This window comes from Thiocapsa bogorovii, from assembly GCF_021228795.1.
Lineage (GTDB): Bacteria > Pseudomonadota > Gammaproteobacteria > Chromatiales > Chromatiaceae > Thiocapsa > Thiocapsa bogorovii.
Map to the genome: position 1 here is coordinate 1,269,291 of NZ_CP089309.1, position 20,679 is coordinate 1,289,969.

Genomic DNA, 20,679 nt, shown 5'->3' on the forward strand with positions numbered 1-20,679 from the left:
TCCGACACAGAACCAGCCGGTCGGCAAGCGTCGTCGTCGGGCTGCAGCCCGACCCATAGCGGACGCAATCAAGAGGAAAAACCGCATGAACGGGGATCGAGGCCGTGGGGTCGGGGCCGGGATTGCGGGATCTCTGATCGCGTCCTTGCTCGCTCTGGGTGGGCCTGCACAGGGCGCGGAGACCAGCGCGACCGAGGTAAAGCAAGACTCCATCTCCAGCCACCTCGAGCGTGGCCAGGCCTATTTGGACAAAGGCGAATACGCCAAGGCGGTGCTTGAGTTCGAGCAGGTCCTGCGCTATGACAACCTGCCCCCGGACCTGCGCGAGCAGGCCGAGATCTACTCACGCGCGGCGCAAAACTACAAGGAAGGCAAACGTCTGAGCGGCTTCGGCTATGCCGAGACGGGCGGCGGCTTCTACCGTGAGAACGTCACCCGCACCACCAATGCCCTGGGCGGCAACCCCACCCGTGACTGGTTCTGGAATGCACGCATCGGCGGCGGATTGGGCTACATCGTGACGGACGACATCTCGATCGACGCTGGCCTGGACTATCAGTTCCGCTACTACGACGACACCAACCGGCGGGACGACTCGGATCTGCGCTGGAACGCGGCGGTGATTCAGTCGCTGGATGCCGGCAGCCAGTCGATTGGCGTGCGAGGCCGGGCCAGTTACCGGGGCGGTGACGGCTATCGCCAGGACTATGGGCTGTTCGTCAATCGGGCCTTCGTCCTCGACCCGGATAACGAGATCGTGATCGAGGGTGAGGTCCGCTCCCGCGAATACCCCCGCGGCGACGAGCGCAATCGCAGCCGGGACGTCGCCCAGGCCTGGCTGGGTTGGACACGCGCCCTGATGGACGGAAGGGCGGCGGTGACCGTCACCGTGAATGGCGGTCGCGAATGGGCGACCAATGATCGTGAGGGCGGGGATCAAACCATCTATGGCGCCCAGATCGACTGGAGCATGGACTTCAACGAACGCCTTGGTGCCTTTCTGTTTGGCTTTTGGGAGCACAACGGAACGCACGAGGATATCCCGTACGAGAACGCCTTTGGCGACCCCGGGCTACTCAGGCCAGACCTCGACATCTACGAGCTCGGTGGCGGGTTAACCTATGCGTTCGCCCCGGGCTGGTCACTGCGGCCGGAGGTGCTGTATATCCGCGATGAGGGCGACGCGGAGTTCAGCGACTACAGCGCGACCGAGATTTGGGTGAACGTGCGCAAGTCCTTCTAGAGAAACAGACAACTGCGTTTCAGTTGTTTTTCCACCGACCCTAAGCGTCTACTTGGAGATCGAAGGGGGCGGTTGCCGCTCCGCCTATTCAATACCCCCTCCGGAGGGATGCATGTCCGAGGCGACCCCGAAGACGACCAACCAATCCAAGGCATCGAGGCCTAGGTTCCAGTTCCCGAGCGCGGTGACGACCCTGGCGTTCGTCATGGTCCTGGTCTGGGTGGCGGCACTGTTCATCCCGTCCGGGCGCTATGCCCGGGACGCCGACGGCTCCCCGATCCCGGGGACCTTCGAGCGCATCGAGTCGCCCCTGACCTTCGATAAGCGGGTCGCGCAGCTCATCCTCGCCCCGGTCAACGGGATCTACGGTCTGCTGAGCCCGGTGGCGGGAGTCGTCGACACCGAGATCGTCGGGCGTCTGTTCGGTCAGATCGGCATCATCGTCTTCATCATGTCCATTGGAGCCTTCATCTCCATCAGCTTTGCCACCCACAGCCTGGAGGTAGCGGTGGCGGCGCTCGCCAACCGCCTGAGGAACCACGGCTGGCTGCTGATCACCGCGGTCATGGTGCTGTTCTCCCTGCTAGGCACCACCATGGGCTTCTCGGTGGAGACTCTCGGGTTCTATGCGCTGTTCATCCCGCTGATGGCGGCGCTCGGCTATGACCGCCTGGTCACGGCCGCGATGATCATCGTCGGTTCGCTGATCGGGGTCATGGCGGCGACGGTCAATCCGTTCTCCATCGGGGTCGCCGCCGGTGAGGCCGGGGTCGGTATCGGCGAGGGCATCCTGCTGCGGCTGATCTTGTGGGTTCTGCTGACCTCAATGGCGGTGGCCTGGGTGCTGCGCTATGCGGCACGGGTGCGGGCGAGCCCGAGCGCCTCCCTGATCGGATTCGACCAGTCGACCTCGGAGGACGCGTCCTCCGCCGATAATACGGCGGGCAGTCCCGACCCTGACCTAGACCCCGACGCGGCCGATCGGACCCTCACCGGCACCCAGAGATGGGTGCTCGCGATCACCGTCTTGGCGTTCGGACTGATGATCTTCTCGGTCATCCCCTGGGCCAGCATCCTCGGCGGCAACACCGGCCCGGCGGACTATTACGTTACCCACGAGGTCGCCGGGGTCGAGCCCCTCTGGTTCGAGCTCGACTGGTGGTTCCCGCAACTGGCGATGCTGTTCCTGATCGCATCGGTGCTGGTAGGCCTGGTCGCGCGGATGGACGAGAAAGAGATCGTGCGGCTCATCAAGGCGGGTGCCTCGGACATGATGGGTCCGGCCATGGTCATCCTCCTCGCGGGGGGTGTCTCGGTGATCATGACCAACACCCAGACCCTGGGCACCATCCTGCACGCCATGGAGCAGCTGATCACCGGCTCGTCCGCGGGGGCCTTTGCCGTCGCGACCATGGTGGTGAACGTCCCGCTGGCCTTCCTGATCCCGTCGAGCTCCGGACATGCCGCGCTGGCGATGCCCCTGCTGACGCCGCTGGCCGACTTCGCCGGGGTCGGCCGTCCGCTGACCATCACCGCCTGGATCCTGGGCCACGGGCTCGCGCTCCTGGTCTCTCCAACGAACGTCGTCCTTATCGGCGGCCTGGCCATCGCGAAGGTGGGGTACGACAAATACCTGCGCTTCATGTGGCCGCTGCTGTTGGCCCTGTTCGTCGTGTCCGCGGCCGTGCTTGCAATCGCCGCCAGCATCGCCTGAGCATCTGGCCCTGCTGTCCCGGGTAAAGAGCGCAACCGCAGCGTTCTGGCTCGATGCCCTGCAACTCGTTCATAAACAGATCGGTTTCGTTGCGCTTCTCCTGGTGCTGATTCACCCGCTGGTACTGCTGCTCGCCGGCTATCCTTGCAGAGGATGCTGCTCGATGTGGGCACGATCAACCAGGGTGAGTTCGACAGGCTCAAGGAGAAGGCGCTCGCCTAGTCGACGCGCGATCGTCGATCGACCAGCCCCAATCGCTCACCCGGGTGCGGGCTTCCGTGTCGAGGAATCAACCCAACTGAGGAGCAATCGCCCCATGAATGTGCTATCCACCTTCAGTGCGCCCGCGCGCGGCCTGGTTGTCGCCGGTGCCGTCGCGCTGGTCGTGACCTTGTTGAAGACCGCCGCGCCGCTGCTCTCGCCGATCCTGCTCGCCATCTTCATCGCGATCGTCGCCACCCCGGCGCTGGCCTGGATGCGTCGCAAAGGGATGCCGAAATGGGGCGCGCTGTTCGTGATCGCCTTTGTGCTGCTTGATGTCGGCAGCCTGCTCGCGCTGATTACGACCGGGGCGCTCGAGGGCTTTCAGGATAGCCTGCCGACCTATCAGGAACGTTTCGCGGCGCTGGCCCAGCAATTCGGCGGTCTGATGGGGGGCACCGGCGTCGACAACCCGGCCGACGCAGCGACGGACCTGTTGGACCCGTCCAGGCTCACGGCCCTGGTGCCGGGATTGTTGTCCAGCGCCAGCGGCGTCTTTGCGACCGGTCTGTTGGTGCTGCTCACCGTGATCTTCATCCTGCTTGAGGTGCCGGCGATACCGAGCAAGCTGAAGGCGGCTTTCAATCTGACCGAGACGGGCGAAGCGCGACTGAAGCGGCTGCTCGACAACATCAACCGCTATATGTTGATCAAGACGATGACCAGCTTCGCCACCGCGGTCTGTGTCTGGCTCTTGCTCAAGTTCTTCGGTATCGATTTCGCCATCCTCTGGGCGGTGATCGCCTTTTTTCTGAATTTCGTGCCGGTCGTCGGCAACATCGTCATGATGATCCCGGCGGTCCTGCTGGCACTGGTGCAGGTCGACTTGGTCACGGCACTGATGGTTGCGGCCGGTTACCTGGTCATTAATACCGCGATCGGCAACGTCATCGAGCCGCGGATCATGGGTAAGGGGCTTGGCATCTCGACGCTGGCAGTCTTCATCGCACTGTTGTTCTGGGGCTGGCTGTTCGGCACCGTCGGCATGTTCCTGGCCGTACCGTTGACCACGGCGTTGATCATCGCGCTCGACGCGAGTCCGCATACCCGCCCGCTCGCGATCTTGATGGGGCCAGCGGTTACGGAGGAGCCCGCGGGGCTCTGACAGCGGAGCCGAAAGAAGGTAGCGGCGTTGCCCTCGACCGATTTTTCGCGCAAGGTCCGCCCCTGCGGCTGTCGACTCGTCGAGTCGGTTTGCGTGTCCGTCCCGAACACTTCAGTGCGATGACGAATTCAATGCAGCTAAACATTGTCGGTCTACTCGTCGGAACCGTTTTCTTTGCCTTTTCGCTGACGCCCTCGCTGCTGCCAAGACCGTTTTTCATTCAGGGCATTCTTTCCGGCCTGTCGTTTTCGGCAGGCTATGGTCTTGGCGTTGCGACGGTCGCCCTGTGGAACTATCTGCAATTGCCCGTGTTGCGCAAGCGTACCGCGCTCGTCATCAAGTCCATCGCAGCACTGCTGTGCCTGGTTGTCGCGGTGAGCTTTCTATGGCAGGCGAACCATTGGCAGAACTCGCTTCGCGAGCTGATGGGCATGGAGGAGCAAGCCGGCCTCCAACCCTTGCTGCTCGGCCCGATCGCGGTGTTGTTGTTCCTGATCCTGCTGGCGCTCGCGCGCGCGTTTCGCTGGGTGTTTCAGGTGCTTGCGGTCAAACTGCGGCGTTTCATGCCGCCGAGAGTTTCACATCTGCTCGGTATTGTCGCCGCAGTGGCGCTCTTCTGGTCCGTGATCGACGGCGTCTTGCTGAGCAGCCTGCTGCGCGTGGCCGATCGTTCGTTTCAGGAGCTCGATGCGCTGATTCAGGACGATTTGCCCCGTCCGACCCATCCCGACCAGACCGGCAGTCAGGCTTCGCTGATCAATTGGGAAGACCTCGGCCGCCAGGGCCGCAAGTTCGTTGCCGGCGGGCCCGACGCCGAAGACCTGAGCCGCTTTTTTTCTTCCCCGATGCCGGCGCCGATTCGCGTCTATGTCGGCTTGAACTCAGCCGACAGTCCCGAGCAGAGGGCACGTTTGGCGCTGGAGGAATTGAAACGCGTCGGCGGCTTCGAACGCTCGACACTGCTGCTTGTGACGCCGACCGGCACAGGCTGGATCGATGCAGCATCGCAGGATCCGGTCGAGTACCTGCATCGTGGCGACATTGCCACGGTGGCGGCCCAGTATTCCTATCTGAACAGCCCGCTCGCACTGCTGACCGAGGGCGCCTATGGGGCCGGGATGGCCCGCGCCCTGTTCGCTGAGATTTACGGCTACTGGCGTAGCCTGCCCCGCGACGCGAGACCGAGGCTCTACCTCAACGGTTTGAGCTTGGGTTCGTTGAACTCCGATCTGTCGTTCGATCTTTACGACATCATCGATGACCCATTCAACGGCGCACTCTGGAGCGGCCCACCCTTCCGCAACGACGCCTGGCGGCGTATGACCGATCAGCGCGATCCCGGCTCGCCCGCGTGGCTGCCCCGCTTTCGTGGCGGGTCGGTGGTGCGGTTCATGAACCAAGACGGCGGATTGGACAGCGGCGATCAACCCTGGGGCGCCTTTCGGATCGCCTTCCTCCAGTACGCGAGCGATCCGATCACCTTCTTCAGTCCGCGTTGGGCGTGGCGTGAGCCGGATTGGCTGCAGGCACCCCGCGGCCCCGACGTGTCGCCCGACCTGCGCTGGTTTCCGCTCGTGACGATGCTGCAACTGGCTGCCGACATGGTAGCGGGCGCCAGCCCGAAAGGCTTCGGTCACGAATTCGCGCCGGCGCACTACATCGACGCATGGCTGGCACTGACCGAACCGCCAGGCTGGAGCGACACCGAGGTGGCCCGGCTTAAGACGATCTTCGAAGCTGAGTGATGCAGCGCAAAAGCGGCTGGTTGCGCCTACGGCGTATCTGCTGCTGATGTTCATGCCGAAGAAGACATTTCCACCGCCTTCGCACGACCGCCCGACCCGCGCCGAAGCAACGACAGCGCAACCGAGAACCGGGTGATGGTCCGCGGGTCGTTCCAGCAGGATTGAACGCCAGCATGATTTAACCAAAGTGCAATGGGCTGCCGATGCCTGCTCCTGTAGCCTTCGCCCGCGGTGGGCCGATCTTAGGGTTCGCTCACCGAGAGCGATGCCGGCTGGATCAATTTAGGCCCTACGAATAGCAAGACAGGGTGACATGACATGGAACCGAATCTCACAAGTCTATTCGTACTTGGGCTGATCGTCGGTGTTTCCGGCTGCAGCTCGGTCAGCCTGAGGCCTTGCCGCACGTTTGATCCGGATTTCGGCTGCTGTGTCAGCAGCAAACCCAGGTCCACCTAACCAACACACCGAACATCGGCCGAGGTAGTCATGTTGAAGAAACTTGTCGACGATTTGCACGTCGCGAAGATCGATGGTCTGGCCGCCACCTTCCAACGCTCGGGCCGGATTGGTTTCTGGTCTCAGCTCATCCTGGCATCGTTTCCGATCATACTGATGCTGTTCATCTTCACCTTCTCCGGCAGTGTGTCGGGTCCACGTTCCGGGCTGCCCATCGTCGGCTGGTTGTCGATGCTGAACCTCATGGTGCTGGTGTTTACCACCATCTGGTTCTTCCGTTATCAGAACCTCGGCAAGCGAATTGCCGATCCCGTCACGCGCCCGACCGAGTCGATGGTTGTCGGTACCGTCTGGATCGGCCTGGTCGCAAGCGGTCTCGGCCTCCTCTTTTCGCTGGTTGTGATGCTGGTGGAGGTTGGCCAAATGCTGTTTTACTTCCTGTCCGCGCCCCAGGGCGGCATCCCGACCTTGCAGACCACGCAGTCCTCGCTCGGCGGGTCGTGGGTATCCGCCGTCGACCTGGCCAGCCTCATGGCTTTGGTCCTGATGCTCGCCGCCGAGGTCCTCGCGACGATGCTCGGCATGTGGCTGTTGTTCCGTACAACACATGTCTACGGTGCGCAAGCGAAAGACGCGGCTTGATCGGGCGCGCGCCCTGGGGACGCGCAAGCCGTTTGCACCGATGACATGGCGCACCCTCGTCTCACGGTCATGGCGCAGTGCCACCCCGCAAGATGAAGCGTTTGTTTCATCGCAAACCTGAGCCGGGCCAGCCTGATGGCACTGACGGCGGCCATCGCCGTCGTCGCCATATGGACCTGGTGGGCCGATCAGCACCCGCGCAATCACGGGCAGCGGCTACTCTCGGGAAAACCGCAATGTCACCACCGATACCCTAGGCGGCGGCCCGGCTCGGCACGGGTCCTCGCCCTGATTCCCAGGTTCTTGGCCTGATTCCCACTAGACTCGTTTCGTGGTGATCCGATGGACCGCTTTGCGCTCGCGCTTCCGCGCCGCGACGATAAGGATGATCAGTCGGCCGTTGCGGCTTGCAAAGCCGCGATGTCTGCGCCTCGCCGCAGTGTTGCCTAACCGGAGCGTCCTCTGCCGGACGCGGCACCGGGTGCAGCCCCGGGCGAATGGGCCGACGCCGATGGGGGTGGATCACCGCCATCTCGCCCGGCGCGGATCGCGATGATCACCGGTGCCAGGATTGCCGCGACGATGCCTGCCGCGAAGCCGTTGTTGTAGAGGTTTAGGCCAGCGTGGACACCGCCGACACTGAGCGCGGCCGAGGAGTGCACGAAGCCGGCGACAATGCCCCAGTGCCAGCCAAAGTGGCCGGCGATCGGCGCCAGGTTGGTCGCAAAGAGTGCGGCCAGCAGGATTGAGGGATCAGCCGCGCCCCATGGTTTCGCCAGAGAGCCGAGAAACACCCCAAGCATGACCGGCACGAAATTGAACGGGTGCTTGCCGAACGCCGCGAAACCGACGATCGACAGGAGCGCGCCAATCACCGGACCATTCAGGTCACCGCCCACGGCCAGCACATACGCCATGCCGATCGCGCCGCTCACACCCATGTTGATTAGCGTTGCCCCAAGCCCGGCGATCGCGACGAAATCGCTCGGCGACTGACCGCTCTCACGCAGCAAGCGGCGAAAGCCGATGAGCGCTCGGCGATCCAGCACAACGCCGAGCACGATCATCGAGGCGAACAGCACGCCGAGGAAGGGCCCCAGCAGGAGGTCGTTGCCGCTGGTCCAGATGAAGACCGGATCAGGTACGAAGCCATAGGACTTGTAGAGTGCGACAACCAGCGTCCCGACCAGTCCGGCGGTGAACCCCATGTTGTACAACGCAAAGCCCATGTGGGCCTTGAACAGCTGGGCGGCCGCCGCCGGCAGAATGAAGCCGATCAAGAGCCCGGTGCCGACGCCCAGCGGTATGGCGAGCTCAAACGGCAGCAGGGAGCTGAACAAGACCTCGCTGACGATCGGCGACAAAGCGATGCCGAAGAACGCCGTATTGATGTTGGTCGCAAATGTCTGCCCCTTAAAGCGCGAATAGAGGGCGACGCCGAGCACGATGAACCAGACATTGAGCAGATTCTTGCCGAACAGCCCGAAACCCAGCACGAGGAAGAGCGCGGCAACGGCCGCACCGGTCATCTTCGCCCGCGACAGAGAATAGACGGCGCAGCTCGCCAGCGTCAGGAGCCCGGCGCTGACCAGACCGGCACCGATACCGCCGACGCCGAAATAGTCCGTAAGCAGGGTGTCGCGAGAGATCAAAATGGCACTCAGGCCTTTCAGGATTTCGGCCGGGCTGTCGACCAGAAAACCAAAGACCACGAACGTGAGCGCGTAGGAGGCGACGACGAGCAGGATCAGCCTATCGCTGGCTGGGCGGTATCCGCCGCTTTCAACGGGTTGCTGTGGATCGGTTGCCATCTGCTAAATCTCGGGCTGGCGATGTCAATCGGACCGAGTTCTTGGCGGTCAGCGGGGTTACCAGGGCCAGAGCGAGTCTAGAGATCGCCCGAAAACTCTGCAACCAAAGGTCGATCGTGTGCAAGGATGTCGGGTACCAAGCAGACGCGGCCCTCGCTCTGGCGCTGCCTAGGCCATGCTCCCCGCCCGGCATCGCTGCGTCGACGATCGGTGCGCGCAATGGAGGAAACCATGAATCAGTCTGACAATTGGTGGGAAAACGCCTGCGAGAGCGCATGGCCCCTTCGCTTCGTCGACATCAATCTGCGCAGCATCGGGCAGGTGATGTTTCAGGACAAGCCGCTCTCGGGTCTGTTTTTTTTCGTCGCGATCGGTTGGGGTTCCTACGCGGCCGATGCACCGGAAGTCGCCATCGGCGGCCTGCTCGCGCTGATCGTCGCAACCCTGACCGCGCTCTGGCTGCGGGTCGACACCGCGGCGCTGAACGCGGGGCTCTATGGTTTCAATGCCTACCTGGTCGGCATCGCATTAACCACCTTCCTTGCGCTCTCCCCACTGCTGTGGGTCTACGTCGTGCTCGGCGGTGCCTTTTCGGTGGTCGCCACGCTGGCCATGACCAACCTCATGAAGACCTGGGGCATCGCCGCTCTGACCGCGCCCTTCGTACTGATCACCTGGTTGCTCTTGCTCTCGTCCAACGCCTTCTCGGCCCTTCCGACCGACGCATTGCCCTTGAGCAGCCTGATCGAGCCGATTGCGCCGGAGGCGGCGAACCCGCTGCAGCTCATCGACTTCCTCGAAGGCATGGTCTCCAGCATCTCACAGGTGTTCGTGAAGGGTAACGGGATCGCCGCACTGCTCATTCTAATCGGTCTCGCGATCGGTTCGATTGCCGCGGCCGGCTATGCGCTCGTGGCGGCGCTGATCTCGGTCATCGTCGCACATCTGCTCGGTGCCGAGAGCCAGATCATTACCGCCGGCCTGGTCGGATTCAACCCGATCCTCACCGCGATCGCCGTTGGAACCGTATTCAATCGGCCCGGCTTACGCTGCGCGCTGCTCACTCTACTGGCGACCGTCCTCACCGTGCTGGTCCAGGGGGCGATGGTCGTGGCATTGAAGCCGTTCGCAATCCCGACGCTGACGGCCTCGTTCGTGCTGGTCACCTGGCTGTTCTTGCTGGCTAAGCCGGACCTGGCCGAAGACTGACGTCGGTTGGAGCTGCTCCCGCCGTTTTGGGTCCGCACCCAGGTCATTGCGACGAGCGTCCGTTGGCCAATCATGCCGGCTCGATCCGGGCCTGACCCGACCAAAACCGCCTGACGCTTGCTTGTTTAACCAAAGGTCAATAGCGGTCACCCGACCCGCTCCCTGGAGGGGGGCGACGTCTGGACCAACACCGAGCAGCGCAAGGCCGGCGTGGAGGTCGTCACCATCGTCGGGGCCGAACTGTGCCGCGGACGCGGTGGTGCTCACTGCATGACCTGCCCGTTGATCCGAGACGCCGTCGATTTCTGATCCCGTGGTCGGTCGGATGAGCCGGAGACGCCCAATGCTCGCCACAGCAAGACGCTCGCCCGAGGACCCGTGCGCCCGGTGCGTCCTCGGTTACTTGCTGCTGGCAGGCTCGATGTGCAATGCCGCGCCCGCATTGGACGCAAGCCCGTCCGTTAAGAGCCCGCACGCTGCTGGTTCGCCCCCTGCTGATTCTAAGGAGCCCGTCGCCGACCACCTCGCCCTCGGGCAGATCTACCTGGAGCGCGGCGAATATGCCAAGGCCGTACTTGAGTTCGAACAGGTCCTGCGCTTCGACAACCTGCCGCCCGACCTTCGCCAGCAGGCGGAGATCTATGCCAAGGCGGCACGCAACTACCGCGAGGGCAAGCGTCTGAGCGGTTTCGGCTTTGCCGAGACCGGCGGCGGCCTCTACCGGGAGAACCGCACCCGCACCACTAATGCCGCGGGCGGCGACCCCGCTCGGGACTGGTTCTGGGAGGCCCGCATCGGTGGCGGATTGGGTTACCTGTTGGAGAATAACCTGTCGATCGACGGCAACCTGGACTATCAATTCCGCGACTACGACGACACCGATCGGCGAGACGACTCGGATCTGCGGTGGAACGCCGCGCTGATCCAGTCCCTCGCCAAGGGCAGCCAGGCGATCGGCGTGCGCGGCGGGGCGAGCTATCGGGGTGGGGACGGCTACCGACAGGACTACGGCCTTTTCATCAACCGCGCCTTCGCCATCGACCCGAACAATCAGATGACGCTGGAGGGGGAGATCCGCTCCCGCGCCTATCCCTCCGGCGACGAGCGGGACAACAGCCGCAACATCGGCGAGATCTGGCTCGGATGGACCCGCGCCCTCGCGGACGGCAAGGCTGCCCTGACCTTCACGCTGAACGGCGGCCGCGAGTGGGCAACCCATGATCGAGCCGAAGACGACCAGACTTTCTATGGAGTGACGGTCGACTGGAGTATGGACTTCAACGAACGCCTGGGAGTCTTCCTGTTCGGCCTGTGGGAGCACAACGGGTATCATGAAGACGTCGCCGAGTACGACGAGCTCGAACAGCTTCGGACACTGACGCCCAATTTGGACATCTACGAGCTCGGAGGCGGGCTGACCTATCAGTTCGCCCCCAGCTGGTCGCTCCGCCCGGAGGTGCTCTATTTCCGCGACGAGGGCAATACCCCATTCAGCGACTACAGCGCGACCGAGGTTTGGGTGATGATCCGCAAGTCGTTCTAGGAGGATGAAGACCGCCGCGCCGCTGCTCTCGCCGATCCTGCTCGCTCTCTTCATCGCGATCGTCACCAAACCGGCGCTGGCCTGGATCCGTCGCAAAGGGTGCCGAAATGGGGCGCGCTGTTGATCATCGCCTTCGCGCTGCTCGATGTGGGCAGCCTGCTGGCCCTGATCACGACCGAGGCGCTCAACGCGAGCCCGCATACCCGCGCGCTCGCGATCTTGATGGGGCCAGCGATGACGGAGGAGCCCGCGAGGCACTGCCAGCGGAGCCGAACGCTACCCGAAACAACGCAGTGACATTGCCCTCGACTGATTTTTCGCGCAAGGTCCGCGCCTGCGGATCTCGACTGGTCGAGGCGGATTGTGTGTTCTTCCTGAAAACTCCAGTGCGATGACGAAGTCAATGCAGCTCAACATTGTTGGTCTACTCGTCGGGACCGTTTTCTTTGCCTTTTCGCTGACGCCCTCGCTGCTGCCAAGACCGTTTTTGATTCAGGGCATTCTTTCCGGCCTGTCGTTTTCGGCCGGCTATGGTCTTGGCGTTGCGACGGTCGCCCTGTGGAACTATCTGCAATTGCCGGTGTTTCGCAAGCAAACCGCGATCGTCATCAAGTCCATCGCAGCACTGCTATGCCTGTTTGTCGCGGTGAGTTTTCTGTGGCAGGCGAACCATTGGCAGAACGCGCTTCGCGAGCTGATGGGCATGGAGGAGCAAGCCGGCCTCCAACCCTTGCTGCTCGGCCCGATCGCGGTGTTGTTGTTCCTGATCCTGCTGGCGCTCGCACGCGCGTTTCGCTGGGTGTTTCGGGTGCTTTCGGTCAAACTGCGGCGTTTCATGCCACCGAGAATTTCACATCTGCTCGGTATTGTCGCCGCCGTGGCACTCTTCTGGTCCGTGATCGATGGCGTCTTGCTGAGCAGCCTGCTGCGCGTGGCCGATCGTTCCTTTCAGGAGCTCGATGCGCTGATTCAGGACGATTTGCCCCGTCCGACCCATCCGGACCAGACCGGCAGTCTGGCTTCCCTGATCAATTGGGAAGACCTCGGCCGCCAGGGCCGCAAGTTCGTTGCCGGCGGGCCCGACGCCGAAGACCTGAGCCGTTTTTTTTCGGCCCCGATGCCGGCGCCGATTCGCGTCTATGTCGGCTTAAATTCAGCCGACACCCCCGAGGAGCGGGCACGGCTGGCGTTGGATGAGTTGAAGCGCGTGGGCGGCTTCGAACGCTCGATCTTGCTGCTGGTGACACCGACGGGCACCGGCTGGATCGATGCGTCATCGCAGGATCCGGTCGAGTATCTGCATCGTGGCGACATTGCCACGGTGGCGGCTCAGTATTCCTATCTGAACAGCCCGCTCGCACTGCTGACCGAGGGCGCGTACGGGGCTGGGATGGCCCGTACCCTGTTCTCGGAAATTTATGGCTACTGGCGTCGCCTGCCCCGCGACGCGAGGCCGAAGCTCTACCTCAACGGATTGAGCTTGGGTTCGTTGAACTCCGATCTGTCGTTCGATCTTTACGACATCATCGATGACCCATTCGACGGCGCGCTCTGGAGCGGTCCACCCTTCCGCAACGACGCCTGGCGGCGCATGACCGCTCAGCGCGATCCCGGCTCGCCCGCATGGCTGCCCCGCTTTCGTGGCGGGTCGGTGGTGCGGTTCATGAACCAGGACGGCGGATTGGACAGCGGCGAGCAACCCTGGGGCGCCTTTCGGATCGCCTTCCTCCAGTACGCGAGCGATCCGATCACCTTCTTCAGTCCACGGTCGGCGTGGCGTGAGCCGGATTGGCTCAAGGCACCCCGCGGCCCCGACGTGTCGCCCGACCTGCGCTGGTTTCCGCTCGTAACGATGCTGCAACTGGCTGCCGACATGGTGGCGGGCTCAACCCCGAAAGGCTTCGGTCACGAATTCGCGCCGGCACACTACATCGACGCATGGCTGGCGCTGACCGAACCCAACGGCTGGAGCGACGCCGAGGTGGCCCGGCTAAAGACGATCTTCGAATGAACGGCGAACCACGATCGCCGGCGGAGCGCCCTATGACGGCACGTCGGCGCGCACTGCATCCGGGCGACGACGACTGCATCTGCGACACAGTCGACCGCCTGCGTTAGCGGCTTGCAAAGCCGCCATGTCTACGGGACACTGACGTTCGCTGAGAACGGACTGAAGGTTTGGCAAGACGCCCGGATGGAGTGTGCGGTAAGGAGCAGGAACAGACTGCAAGGCCATGCACCCCGGTTTGACGCCGACCTCAGCCTCCATCATCAATCCCCGCCGGAACTCTTCGTCGATCGTCTGCTCGGATAGTGTCGCCCCTTGCCGCTCACCGAGGATCGGATGACGCACCGAAAAGTGGACTCCGCCGACGTCCTGAAGCCTCACCCCGCGCCCGGGTGGCGAAACTGGTAGACGCAAGGGACTTAAAATCCCTCGACTTTGGTCATGCGGGTTCGATTCCCGCCCCGGGCACCATCCTCCTTCGGACAGACGTATGTCGGAGCACGACCCCCTCAAAGAACTTCACATCGACCGGGCCGACCGTGACGGCGGCGGTCACCGCGGGCTTTGGCTTCTTCTCGTACTCCTCGTGATCGGTGCCCTCGGCGGCGGCGCCTATTATGCGGTCTCCGAAAGCACGACCCCGGTGGATGTCGCGATCGCGCAGGTGCCGGACGCGGGTCCGACGGCCGTGCTCGACGCGACCGGCTATGTCATCGCCCGACGCCAAGCAACGGTCTCGAGCAAGATCTCGGGCAAGCTCGCCGAGGTCTTGATCGAGGAAGGCGTGAAGGTCGCTGCGGATCAGGTGCTTGCACGCCTCGACGACACGGACGCGGAAGCCCAGCTCGATCTCGCACGGGCACGGCTGGCCGCGGCGCAGGCGAGGCTCGCCGAGATCCAGGTCCAACTGGAACAAGGTCGACGAGGCCTGAAGCGACAGACCGAGCTGCGTTCGCGTCAATTGGCGTCCGAAGAGGCCCTCGAAACCGCCGAAACGCAGGTCGAGACCCTGGCCGCACAACTCGAGGCCCAGCGCAGTCAGGTGCGGGTCTCCGAGGCCGAGGTGCAGGTCGCGCAGGTCGCCTACGACAACACGGTCGTGCGCGCGCCCTTTGCCGGCATCATCGTGGCGAAGGCCGCCCAGCCCGGCGAGATCGTCTCGCCGATGTCGGCGGGCGGCGGGTTCACCCGCACCGGGATCGGCACCATCGTGGATATGGACTCGCTGGAGATCGAGGTCGACGTCAACGAGGCCTTCATCAATCGGGTCCGACCCGATCAACCCGTACAGGCGGTGCTCGACGCCTACCCGGATTGGACGATCCCGGCATCGGTGATCGCGATCATCCCCACGGCGGATCGCAGCAAGGCGACGGTGCGGGTCCGGATCCGAATCGACGCGAAGGATCCGCGCCTGATCCCGGAGATGGGCGTGCGGGTCTCCTTCATGCAGGATGTCGACGACGGCCCGGCGCAGGCAAGCGAAGGCGTCCTGGTCCCTTCGAGCGCGATTCGCGAGCGTGGCGAGGAACGCATCGTCTTCGTGCTGGACGGGGACCATGTGCGCGAGCGACAGGTCGTTGCGGGAAGCGAGGTCGGCGATCGACGCCTGGTCGAGCAGGGGTTGGCGGCGGGCGAGCGGGTGGTCCGCGACCCGCCGCGCGAGCTGACCGACGGCACGCGCGTCTCCTCGCGCGACGGGGCTTGATGACGAACCTCGAGCCCGAGCCGATGTCGGATTCGTCTTTGAACGGACAACACGACGCCGACGCGCCCTTGGTCGCCATCCGCGGCGTGAGCAAGGTCTACGAGCGCGGTCGGCAGCGCATCGAGGTGCTGCATCATGTCGATCTGGATATCCCCGAGGGCGACTTCCTCGCCCTGATGGGCCCGTCCGGATCGGGCAAGAGCACGCTGCTCAATATGATCGCGGGTCTGGATCTGCCGAGCGAAGGCACCTTGAGCGTCGCCGGGCGCCGGATCGACCGGATGTACTCGGCCGAGCTGGCGCGCTGGCGGGCGGCCCACGTCGGCTTCGTCTTCCAGTTCTACAACCTGCTGCCGGCACTCTCGGCGCAGAAGAACGTCGAGCTGCCGTTGCTGCTGACGCGGCTGTCGGCGGCGCGGCGTCGACGCAACGCGGCGGTTGCGCTCGACCTGGTCGGGCTTGCGGACCGCGCCTCGCACAAGCCCAGCGAGCTCTCGGGCGGCCAGCAGCAGCGCGTCGCCATCGCCCGAGCGATCGTCTCCGACCCGACGCTCTTGGTCTGCGACGAGCCCACGGGTGATCTCGACCGCCACTCGGCCGAGGAGGTGCTGATGCTCCTGCAACGACTCAACCGCGACTACGGCAAGACCATGATCATGGTCACTCACGACCCTAAGGCGGCCGAATTCGCGCAGCGTGTCCTGCATCTGGACAAGGGGACTCTGGTGGAGCAGGCGGGAACGTCGGCGTGAATATCCGGTCGCACGCGCAGCCGTCAGCCGTCAGCCGTCAGCCGTCAGCCGTCAGCCGTCAGCCGTCAGCCGTCAGCCGTCAGCCGTCAGCTACGCGCCGCCCGCTGGATGATTCCGAGACCTCAGGCATGTGTCCGTTGACTCGACAAAAATTCGGCACGCGACGCCCGTGCTTCGATAAGCCGACCGGCAGGAAGCTGGAGGCTGGAGGCAGGAAGCTGCCGGCAGGCGGCAGGCGGCTCCCCCCAAGATGAAATACCTGCCTCTGCTCTTCTCCGCCCTCATGCGCAAGAAGATGCGCACCCTGCTGACCCTCCTCTCGGTGGCTGCGGCCTTCGCGCTCTTCGGCATGCTCGATGCGGTGCGGGTCGCCTTCAGCGCGCCGCAGAGCGTGATCGGGATCGATCGGCTGATCACATCCTCGCGTCTGTCGCTCATCCAGCCCCTGCCCTACGCGGATTTGGCGCGCATTACCTCGACCCCGGGCGTGAAGGCCGTCACCTACGCCAGTTGGTTCGGCGGCATCTACCAAGACCCGAAGAACTTCTTCCCGAACTTCCCCGTGGAGCCCGAGAGCTATCTGGACATGTACCCGGAGCTCGTGTTGCCGGATGCGCAACGTCAGGCGTTCATCAAGACGCGCACGGGGGCCGTCGTCGGACAGAGTCTCGCCGACCTGTTCGGTTGGAAGGTCGGCGACAAGATCCCGTTGCGCCCGACCATCTATCCGCATCGCGATGGCGGTGACGTCTGGACCTTCGACCTGGTCGGCATCTTCAAGGCGGCACAGCCCGAGCTGCGCGGCTCGGAGAAGCAGATGCTCTTCAACCACACCTATTTCGACGAGGGACGCGAGATCGGGCAAGGCACGGTGGGGTGGTATGTCGTCCGGGTCGAGGATCCGGCGCGGGCGGACCAGGTGGCGCAGGCGATCGACGATCAGTTCGACAACTCCGCCTTCGAGACCCGCACCCAGAGCGAGCGCGAGTTTCAGCTCTCGTTCGCCAAGCAGATCGGGGACATCGGGCTCATCGTCACGGCCATCATGGCGGCGGTCTTCTTCACGCTCGTGCTGCTCACCGGCAACACCATGGCACAGTCCATCCGCGAGCGGATCCCGGAGTTGGCCGTGCTCAAGACCCTGGGTTTCACCAACCGTGCCGTGCTCGTCCTGGTCTTGAGCGAGGCGCTCGCGATGCTCCTGATCGGCGGACTGCTCGGCCTGGCGCTCGCCGATCTGGCCCTTCCGATCATCGGCGAGGCAAGCTCCGGGCAACTGGATGTCGCCCTGCAACCCGAGAGCTGGACGCTGGGGCTCGGTCTGATGCTGATCATCGGCACCTTGGTCGGGCTGCCGCCGGCGCTCAAGGCGATGCGACTGCGCATCGTGGATGCCCTCGCGGGCCGATGAGAGCCGCACGAGACACGCATGACACAACGCTCGTCCGCCGCATTGAAGTCGGCTTTGCCGATGATCGCCGCGAGTCTTGCCGTCGCGGCCTTCGTCGGGGGCTGGATCCTCACCCCCCGCCTCGTCGGCGGTCTTGGAGCTCTGTTCCTCGGCTGGCTGCTCCTGACCCGGACCGGTCGACAGGCCTTGGCGGTCGCACGCGTCGGGTTGAGCACGGTGCCGGAGCGACTCGGCGCGACCTCGGTCGTGGTGGTCGGCATCGCCGGCGTGGTCGGAGTGCTGGTAGCCTTGCAGGCCATGGCGGCGGGCTTCGAGGCGACGCTCACGGGCGCGGGCAACGACGAAACGGCCCTGGTGCTGCGGGCCGCAGCCAACGCCGAGCTCTCCTCCGCGCTGGATCGTCCGTCGACAACCCTCGTCGCTCAGGCCCCGGGGATCGCCCGCGACGCCGACGGCCAGCCCGTCGCGTCGGCCGAGGTTGTCGTGGTGGCCAGCGTCCCCAAGCAATCGACGGGGACGGATGCGAACCTGGAAGTCCGCGGGGTCGGTCATGCCGCCTGGGATCTGCGCCCGCAGGTGCGGATCATCGCCGGCCGACGCTTTCGGCCGGGACTCCGCGAGCTGATCGTCGGACAGGGCGCGTTGCGACAGTTCAGCGGACTGGACATCGGCGACAGTCTCGTGCTGAACAATCAGGCGTGGCAGATCGTCGGGGTGTTCGCCTCGGGCGACACGCACGAGTCCGAGGTCTGGGGCGACGCCGAATCCATCGCCGGAGCCTACCGGCGCAACGGCTTCCAGTCCGTGGCCGTGCGCCTGACCTCGCCGGCGGCGCTCGAGACCCTCCGCTCCGCGCTGAGCGCCGACCCGCGCCTGCGGGTCGAGGTCCAGACCACGCGCGAGTATTACGGCAAGCAGTCGGAGCGTCTCACCCGGGTGATCCGGGCGGTCGGGATCGGCGTGGCGGTGCTCATGGCCCTCGGCGCCGTCTTCGGCGCGCTCAACACCATGTACGCGGCGGTCGCGAGCCGAGCACGCGAGATCGCGACCTTGCGCGCCTTGGGCTTCACCGGGCTCCCCGTAGTGGTCGCAGTGATGCTGGAGACCATGACCCTGGCCGCGGCCGGAGGGCTGCTCGGCGCCGGGATCGCCTGGGCCTTGTTTCATGGCTTCACGGTCTCGACCTTGGGTTCGAACTTCAGTCAAGTCGTCTTCCAATTCCAGGTGACCCCGGAGCTTCTGATCCGCGGCCTTCAGTGGGCGCTCGGCATTGGATTCATCGGGGGCATCTTCCCGGCGCTTCGCGCTGCAAGTCTTCCGGTCACGACGGCACTGCGGGAGTCTTGATGGGCTGCTGCGCCGAGCTGCTCGCGGCCGTCGTTCGGGGCACTCGCGATCGAGCGGAACGCTGCGGCGAGACGACTCGGCAGCGATGACGCGGCCCCTTGCAGAACCGCGGACACCACACGAAGATCAGGCCGAAGTCACGGTCCGCACATCGAGTTTCATTTGATCCTCGAATGAGCGCCGCATAGACTCGGGAGCAGAGGACCCACAGTCGCGCAACTTCCATGACCTGAGATAGGCACCTAAACCGCGCCGGCTCCGACAATCGTCGAGTCTGCCGAGGCCGATCCCGTTCAAAAACATTACATACCGCGACGGGCGCGGTTTAAACACGCGGGGAAACACGTCCGATGTCCCACACGCTCGTGCGCTACTCCAAGGTCGTCGAGATCGTCGGCGACCTCCTCAAGGTCCTGGTTCCGCCTCCGGTCTCCGAGCAAGGCGAACGTGTCGCGTTCGGCGACCTGGGATTGGTCGAGGATCCGAGCGGTTTCAAATCGATGGCGCGCGTGATCAGGCTCGAAGGCGAGCTGGTCTCGCTTCAGGTCTTCTCGGGGACCAAGGGGCTCTCCACGGAGGCGTCGGTCCGCTTCCTCGGTCACCCGATGCGCGTGACCTACTCTCCAAACGTCCTGGGCCGCGTCTTCCGCGGAGACGGCACCCCGTTCGATACCGGGCCCGGCCTTTCTCAAGATCCCAAGATCGAGATCGACGGCCCCTCGGCCAACCCGGCCCGACGAGCGCTCGCCTCCAAGATGGTGCGCACCGACGTCCCCATGATCGACATCTTCAACTCGTTGGTGGAGAGCCAGAAGATCCCGATCTTCTCGGTCGCCGGCGAACCCTACAACGCGCTGCTGGCGCGCATCGGCATCCAGGCGGATGCGGACATCGTCGTCTTCGGCGGACTCGGGCTCATCTTCGACGACTATCACTTCTTTCTGCGTCGCTTCGAGGACGCGGGCGTGTTCGCCCGAACCGTCATGTTCGTCAACCTCGCCTCCGACCCCGTGGTCGAGCGCCTGCTGGTTCCCGATATGGCCCTTGCGGTCGCGGAGCGGTTCGCGGTCGAGGAAGGCAAGCGGGTCCTCGTCCTGCTCAGCGACATGACCGCCTATGCCGACGCCATGAAGGAGGTCGGCATCGCGATGGAAGCCGTGCCGTCCAATCGCGGCTACATGGGCGATCTGTATTCGCAACTTGCGCGACGTTACGAGAAGGCCGCCGACTTCAAGGACGGCGGCTCGCTCACCATCCTCACCGTGACCACGATGCCGGGTGGTGATGTCACGCACCCGGTGCCGGACAACACCGGCTACATCACGGAAGGCCAATTCTATCTCCACGACAGTATGCTCGACCCCTTCGGCTCGCTCTCGCGTCTGAAACAACACGTGATCGGCAAGGTCACCCGCGAGGACCACAGCCAGATCATGAACACCATGATCCGCTTCTACTCGGGCGCCCGCGATGCCGAGCAGAAGCAGGCAATGGCCTTCGATCTGTCCGAGTTCGACATCCGCTTGATCAAGTTCGGGAACCTCTTTCGGGAACGCTTCATGGACATCGATGTGAGCATTCCGCTGGAGAAGGGACTGGATCTCTGCTGGCGGACACTGGCCGAATGTTTCAATCGGGACGAGCTGCTGATGAAGGAGACCCTGATCGACAAGTATCTCCCGACGCTCGACGACGACGAGCGGATCCAGGCGGCGGCTTGA

At 64.2% G+C, this 20,679-nt stretch carries 16 protein-coding genes and 1 tRNA gene; 16 read left to right on the forward strand and 1 reads right to left on the reverse strand.

The window, feature by feature from the left end; all coding sequences use genetic code 11:
- The first annotated feature begins 85 nt into the window (after window positions 1-85).
- The 5 genes from LT988_RS05730 (at window position 86) to LT988_RS05750 (ending at window position 7,169) form a co-directional block, all read left to right on the forward strand.
- Window positions 86-1,243, forward strand: coding sequence for a tetratricopeptide repeat protein (locus tag LT988_RS05730; RefSeq protein WP_232409259.1), 1,158 nt, complete (start codon window positions 86-88; stop codon window positions 1,241-1,243).
- Between the two features lie 112 nt (window positions 1,244-1,355).
- Window positions 1,356-2,957, forward strand: a complete 1,602-nt coding sequence (locus LT988_RS05735) for a YfcC family protein (protein ID WP_232409260.1) — start codon at window positions 1,356-1,358, stop codon at window positions 2,955-2,957.
- 316 nt (window positions 2,958-3,273) lie between these two features.
- Window positions 3,274-4,323, forward strand: a complete 1,050-nt coding sequence (locus LT988_RS05740) for an AI-2E family transporter (RefSeq protein WP_232409261.1) — start codon at window positions 3,274-3,276, stop codon at window positions 4,321-4,323.
- Window positions 4,324-4,454: 131 nt separating this feature from the next.
- Window positions 4,455-6,068: an alpha/beta hydrolase gene (locus LT988_RS05745; protein WP_232409262.1), complete on the forward strand. Its 1,614-nt coding sequence runs from the start codon at window positions 4,455-4,457 to the stop codon at window positions 6,066-6,068.
- A 489-nt stretch (window positions 6,069-6,557) separates the two neighbouring features.
- The gene (locus tag LT988_RS05750) at window positions 6,558-7,169 is read left to right on the forward strand and encodes a DUF3611 family protein (protein ID WP_232409263.1); all 612 of its coding nucleotides are present in this window, start codon (window positions 6,558-6,560) and stop codon (window positions 7,167-7,169) included.
- A 446-nt stretch (window positions 7,170-7,615) separates the two neighbouring features.
- Here the strand turns inward: LT988_RS05750 and LT988_RS05755 are convergent, their stop codons facing one another.
- The gene (locus tag LT988_RS05755) at window positions 7,616-8,980 is read right to left on the reverse strand and encodes a DUF1576 domain-containing protein (protein WP_232409264.1); all 1,365 of its coding nucleotides are present in this window, start codon (window positions 8,978-8,980) and stop codon (window positions 7,616-7,618) included.
- Between the two features lie 231 nt (window positions 8,981-9,211).
- Between LT988_RS05755 and yut the strand changes: the two genes are divergently transcribed.
- The 11 genes from yut (at window position 9,212) to LT988_RS05810 (ending at window position 20,679) form a co-directional block, all read left to right on the forward strand.
- Window positions 9,212-10,189 carry an urea transporter gene (gene yut, locus LT988_RS05760; protein WP_232409265.1) on the forward strand — a complete coding sequence of 326 codons (978 nt, stop codon included), beginning with the start codon at window positions 9,212-9,214 and terminating at the stop codon, window positions 10,187-10,189.
- 162 nt (window positions 10,190-10,351) lie between these two features.
- Window positions 10,352-10,498, forward strand: a complete 147-nt coding sequence (locus tag LT988_RS05765; protein WP_269752133.1) for an arginine deiminase family protein — start codon at window positions 10,352-10,354, stop codon at window positions 10,496-10,498.
- Between the two features lie 34 nt (window positions 10,499-10,532).
- Window positions 10,533-11,732 (forward strand): hypothetical protein, encoded by a 1,200-nt coding sequence (locus tag LT988_RS05770; RefSeq protein WP_232409267.1) that lies wholly within the window; start codon window positions 10,533-10,535, stop codon window positions 11,730-11,732.
- A gap of 99 nt (window positions 11,733-11,831) precedes the next feature.
- On the forward strand, window positions 11,832-12,029 hold the full coding sequence (locus tag LT988_RS05775; protein WP_232409268.1) for a hypothetical protein: 198 nt from the start codon (window positions 11,832-11,834) through the stop codon (window positions 12,027-12,029).
- Window positions 12,030-12,135: 106 nt separating this feature from the next.
- Complete coding sequence (locus tag LT988_RS05780) at window positions 12,136-13,743, forward strand: alpha/beta hydrolase (protein ID WP_232409269.1); 1,608 nt, start codon at window positions 12,136-12,138, stop codon at window positions 13,741-13,743.
- 383 nt (window positions 13,744-14,126) lie between these two features.
- Window positions 14,127-14,211 (forward strand) — tRNA-Leu (locus LT988_RS05785).
- A gap of 19 nt (window positions 14,212-14,230) precedes the next feature.
- Window positions 14,231-15,448 carry an efflux RND transporter periplasmic adaptor subunit gene (locus LT988_RS05790; protein ID WP_232409270.1) on the forward strand — a complete coding sequence of 406 codons (1,218 nt, stop codon included), beginning with the start codon at window positions 14,231-14,233 and terminating at the stop codon, window positions 15,446-15,448.
- Between the two features lie 23 nt (window positions 15,449-15,471).
- Window positions 15,472-16,200 carry an ABC transporter ATP-binding protein gene (locus LT988_RS05795; RefSeq protein WP_232410521.1) on the forward strand — a complete coding sequence of 243 codons (729 nt, stop codon included), beginning with the start codon at window positions 15,472-15,474 and terminating at the stop codon, window positions 16,198-16,200.
- A gap of 250 nt (window positions 16,201-16,450) precedes the next feature.
- A complete protein-coding gene (locus LT988_RS05800; RefSeq protein WP_232409271.1) occupies window positions 16,451-17,611 on the forward strand; it encodes an ABC transporter permease in 1,161 nt (386 codons plus the stop codon).
- 18 nt (window positions 17,612-17,629) lie between these two features.
- The gene (locus LT988_RS05805; protein WP_232409272.1) at window positions 17,630-18,958 is read left to right on the forward strand and encodes an ABC transporter permease; all 1,329 of its coding nucleotides are present in this window, start codon (window positions 17,630-17,632) and stop codon (window positions 18,956-18,958) included.
- A gap of 350 nt (window positions 18,959-19,308) precedes the next feature.
- Window positions 19,309-20,679: a V-type ATP synthase subunit B gene (locus tag LT988_RS05810; protein WP_232409273.1), complete on the forward strand. Its 1,371-nt coding sequence runs from the start codon at window positions 19,309-19,311 to the stop codon at window positions 20,677-20,679.

What these genes read in the sequence shown, in the direction of transcription:
- LT988_RS05730 (WP_232409259.1), top strand. Translation starts at nt 86, where the DNA reads ATGAACGGGGATCGAGGCCGTGGGGTCGGGGCCGGGATTGCGGGATCT.
- LT988_RS05735 (WP_232409260.1), top strand. Translation starts at nt 1,356, where the DNA reads ATGTCCGAGGCGACCCCGAAGACGACCAACCAATCCAAGGCATCGAGG.
- LT988_RS05740 (WP_232409261.1), top strand. Translation starts at nt 3,274, where the DNA reads ATGAATGTGCTATCCACCTTCAGTGCGCCCGCGCGCGGCCTGGTTGTC.
- LT988_RS05745 (WP_232409262.1), top strand. Translation starts at nt 4,455, where the DNA reads ATGCAGCTAAACATTGTCGGTCTACTCGTCGGAACCGTTTTCTTTGCC.
- LT988_RS05750 (WP_232409263.1), top strand. Translation starts at nt 6,558, where the DNA reads ATGTTGAAGAAACTTGTCGACGATTTGCACGTCGCGAAGATCGATGGT.
- LT988_RS05755 (WP_232409264.1), bottom strand. Translation starts at nt 8,980, where the DNA reads ATGGCAACCGATCCACAGCAACCCGTTGAAAGCGGCGGATACCGCCCA.
- yut (WP_232409265.1), top strand. Translation starts at nt 9,212, where the DNA reads ATGAATCAGTCTGACAATTGGTGGGAAAACGCCTGCGAGAGCGCATGG.
- LT988_RS05770 (WP_232409267.1), top strand. Translation starts at nt 10,533, where the DNA reads ATGCTCGCCACAGCAAGACGCTCGCCCGAGGACCCGTGCGCCCGGTGC.
- LT988_RS05780 (WP_232409269.1), top strand. Translation starts at nt 12,136, where the DNA reads ATGCAGCTCAACATTGTTGGTCTACTCGTCGGGACCGTTTTCTTTGCC.
- LT988_RS05790 (WP_232409270.1), top strand. Translation starts at nt 14,231, where the DNA reads ATGTCGGAGCACGACCCCCTCAAAGAACTTCACATCGACCGGGCCGAC.
- LT988_RS05795 (WP_232410521.1), top strand. Translation starts at nt 15,472, where the DNA reads ATGTCGGATTCGTCTTTGAACGGACAACACGACGCCGACGCGCCCTTG.
- LT988_RS05800 (WP_232409271.1), top strand. Translation starts at nt 16,451, where the DNA reads ATGAAATACCTGCCTCTGCTCTTCTCCGCCCTCATGCGCAAGAAGATG.
- LT988_RS05805 (WP_232409272.1), top strand. Translation starts at nt 17,630, where the DNA reads ATGACACAACGCTCGTCCGCCGCATTGAAGTCGGCTTTGCCGATGATC.
- LT988_RS05810 (WP_232409273.1), top strand. Translation starts at nt 19,309, where the DNA reads ATGTCCCACACGCTCGTGCGCTACTCCAAGGTCGTCGAGATCGTCGGC.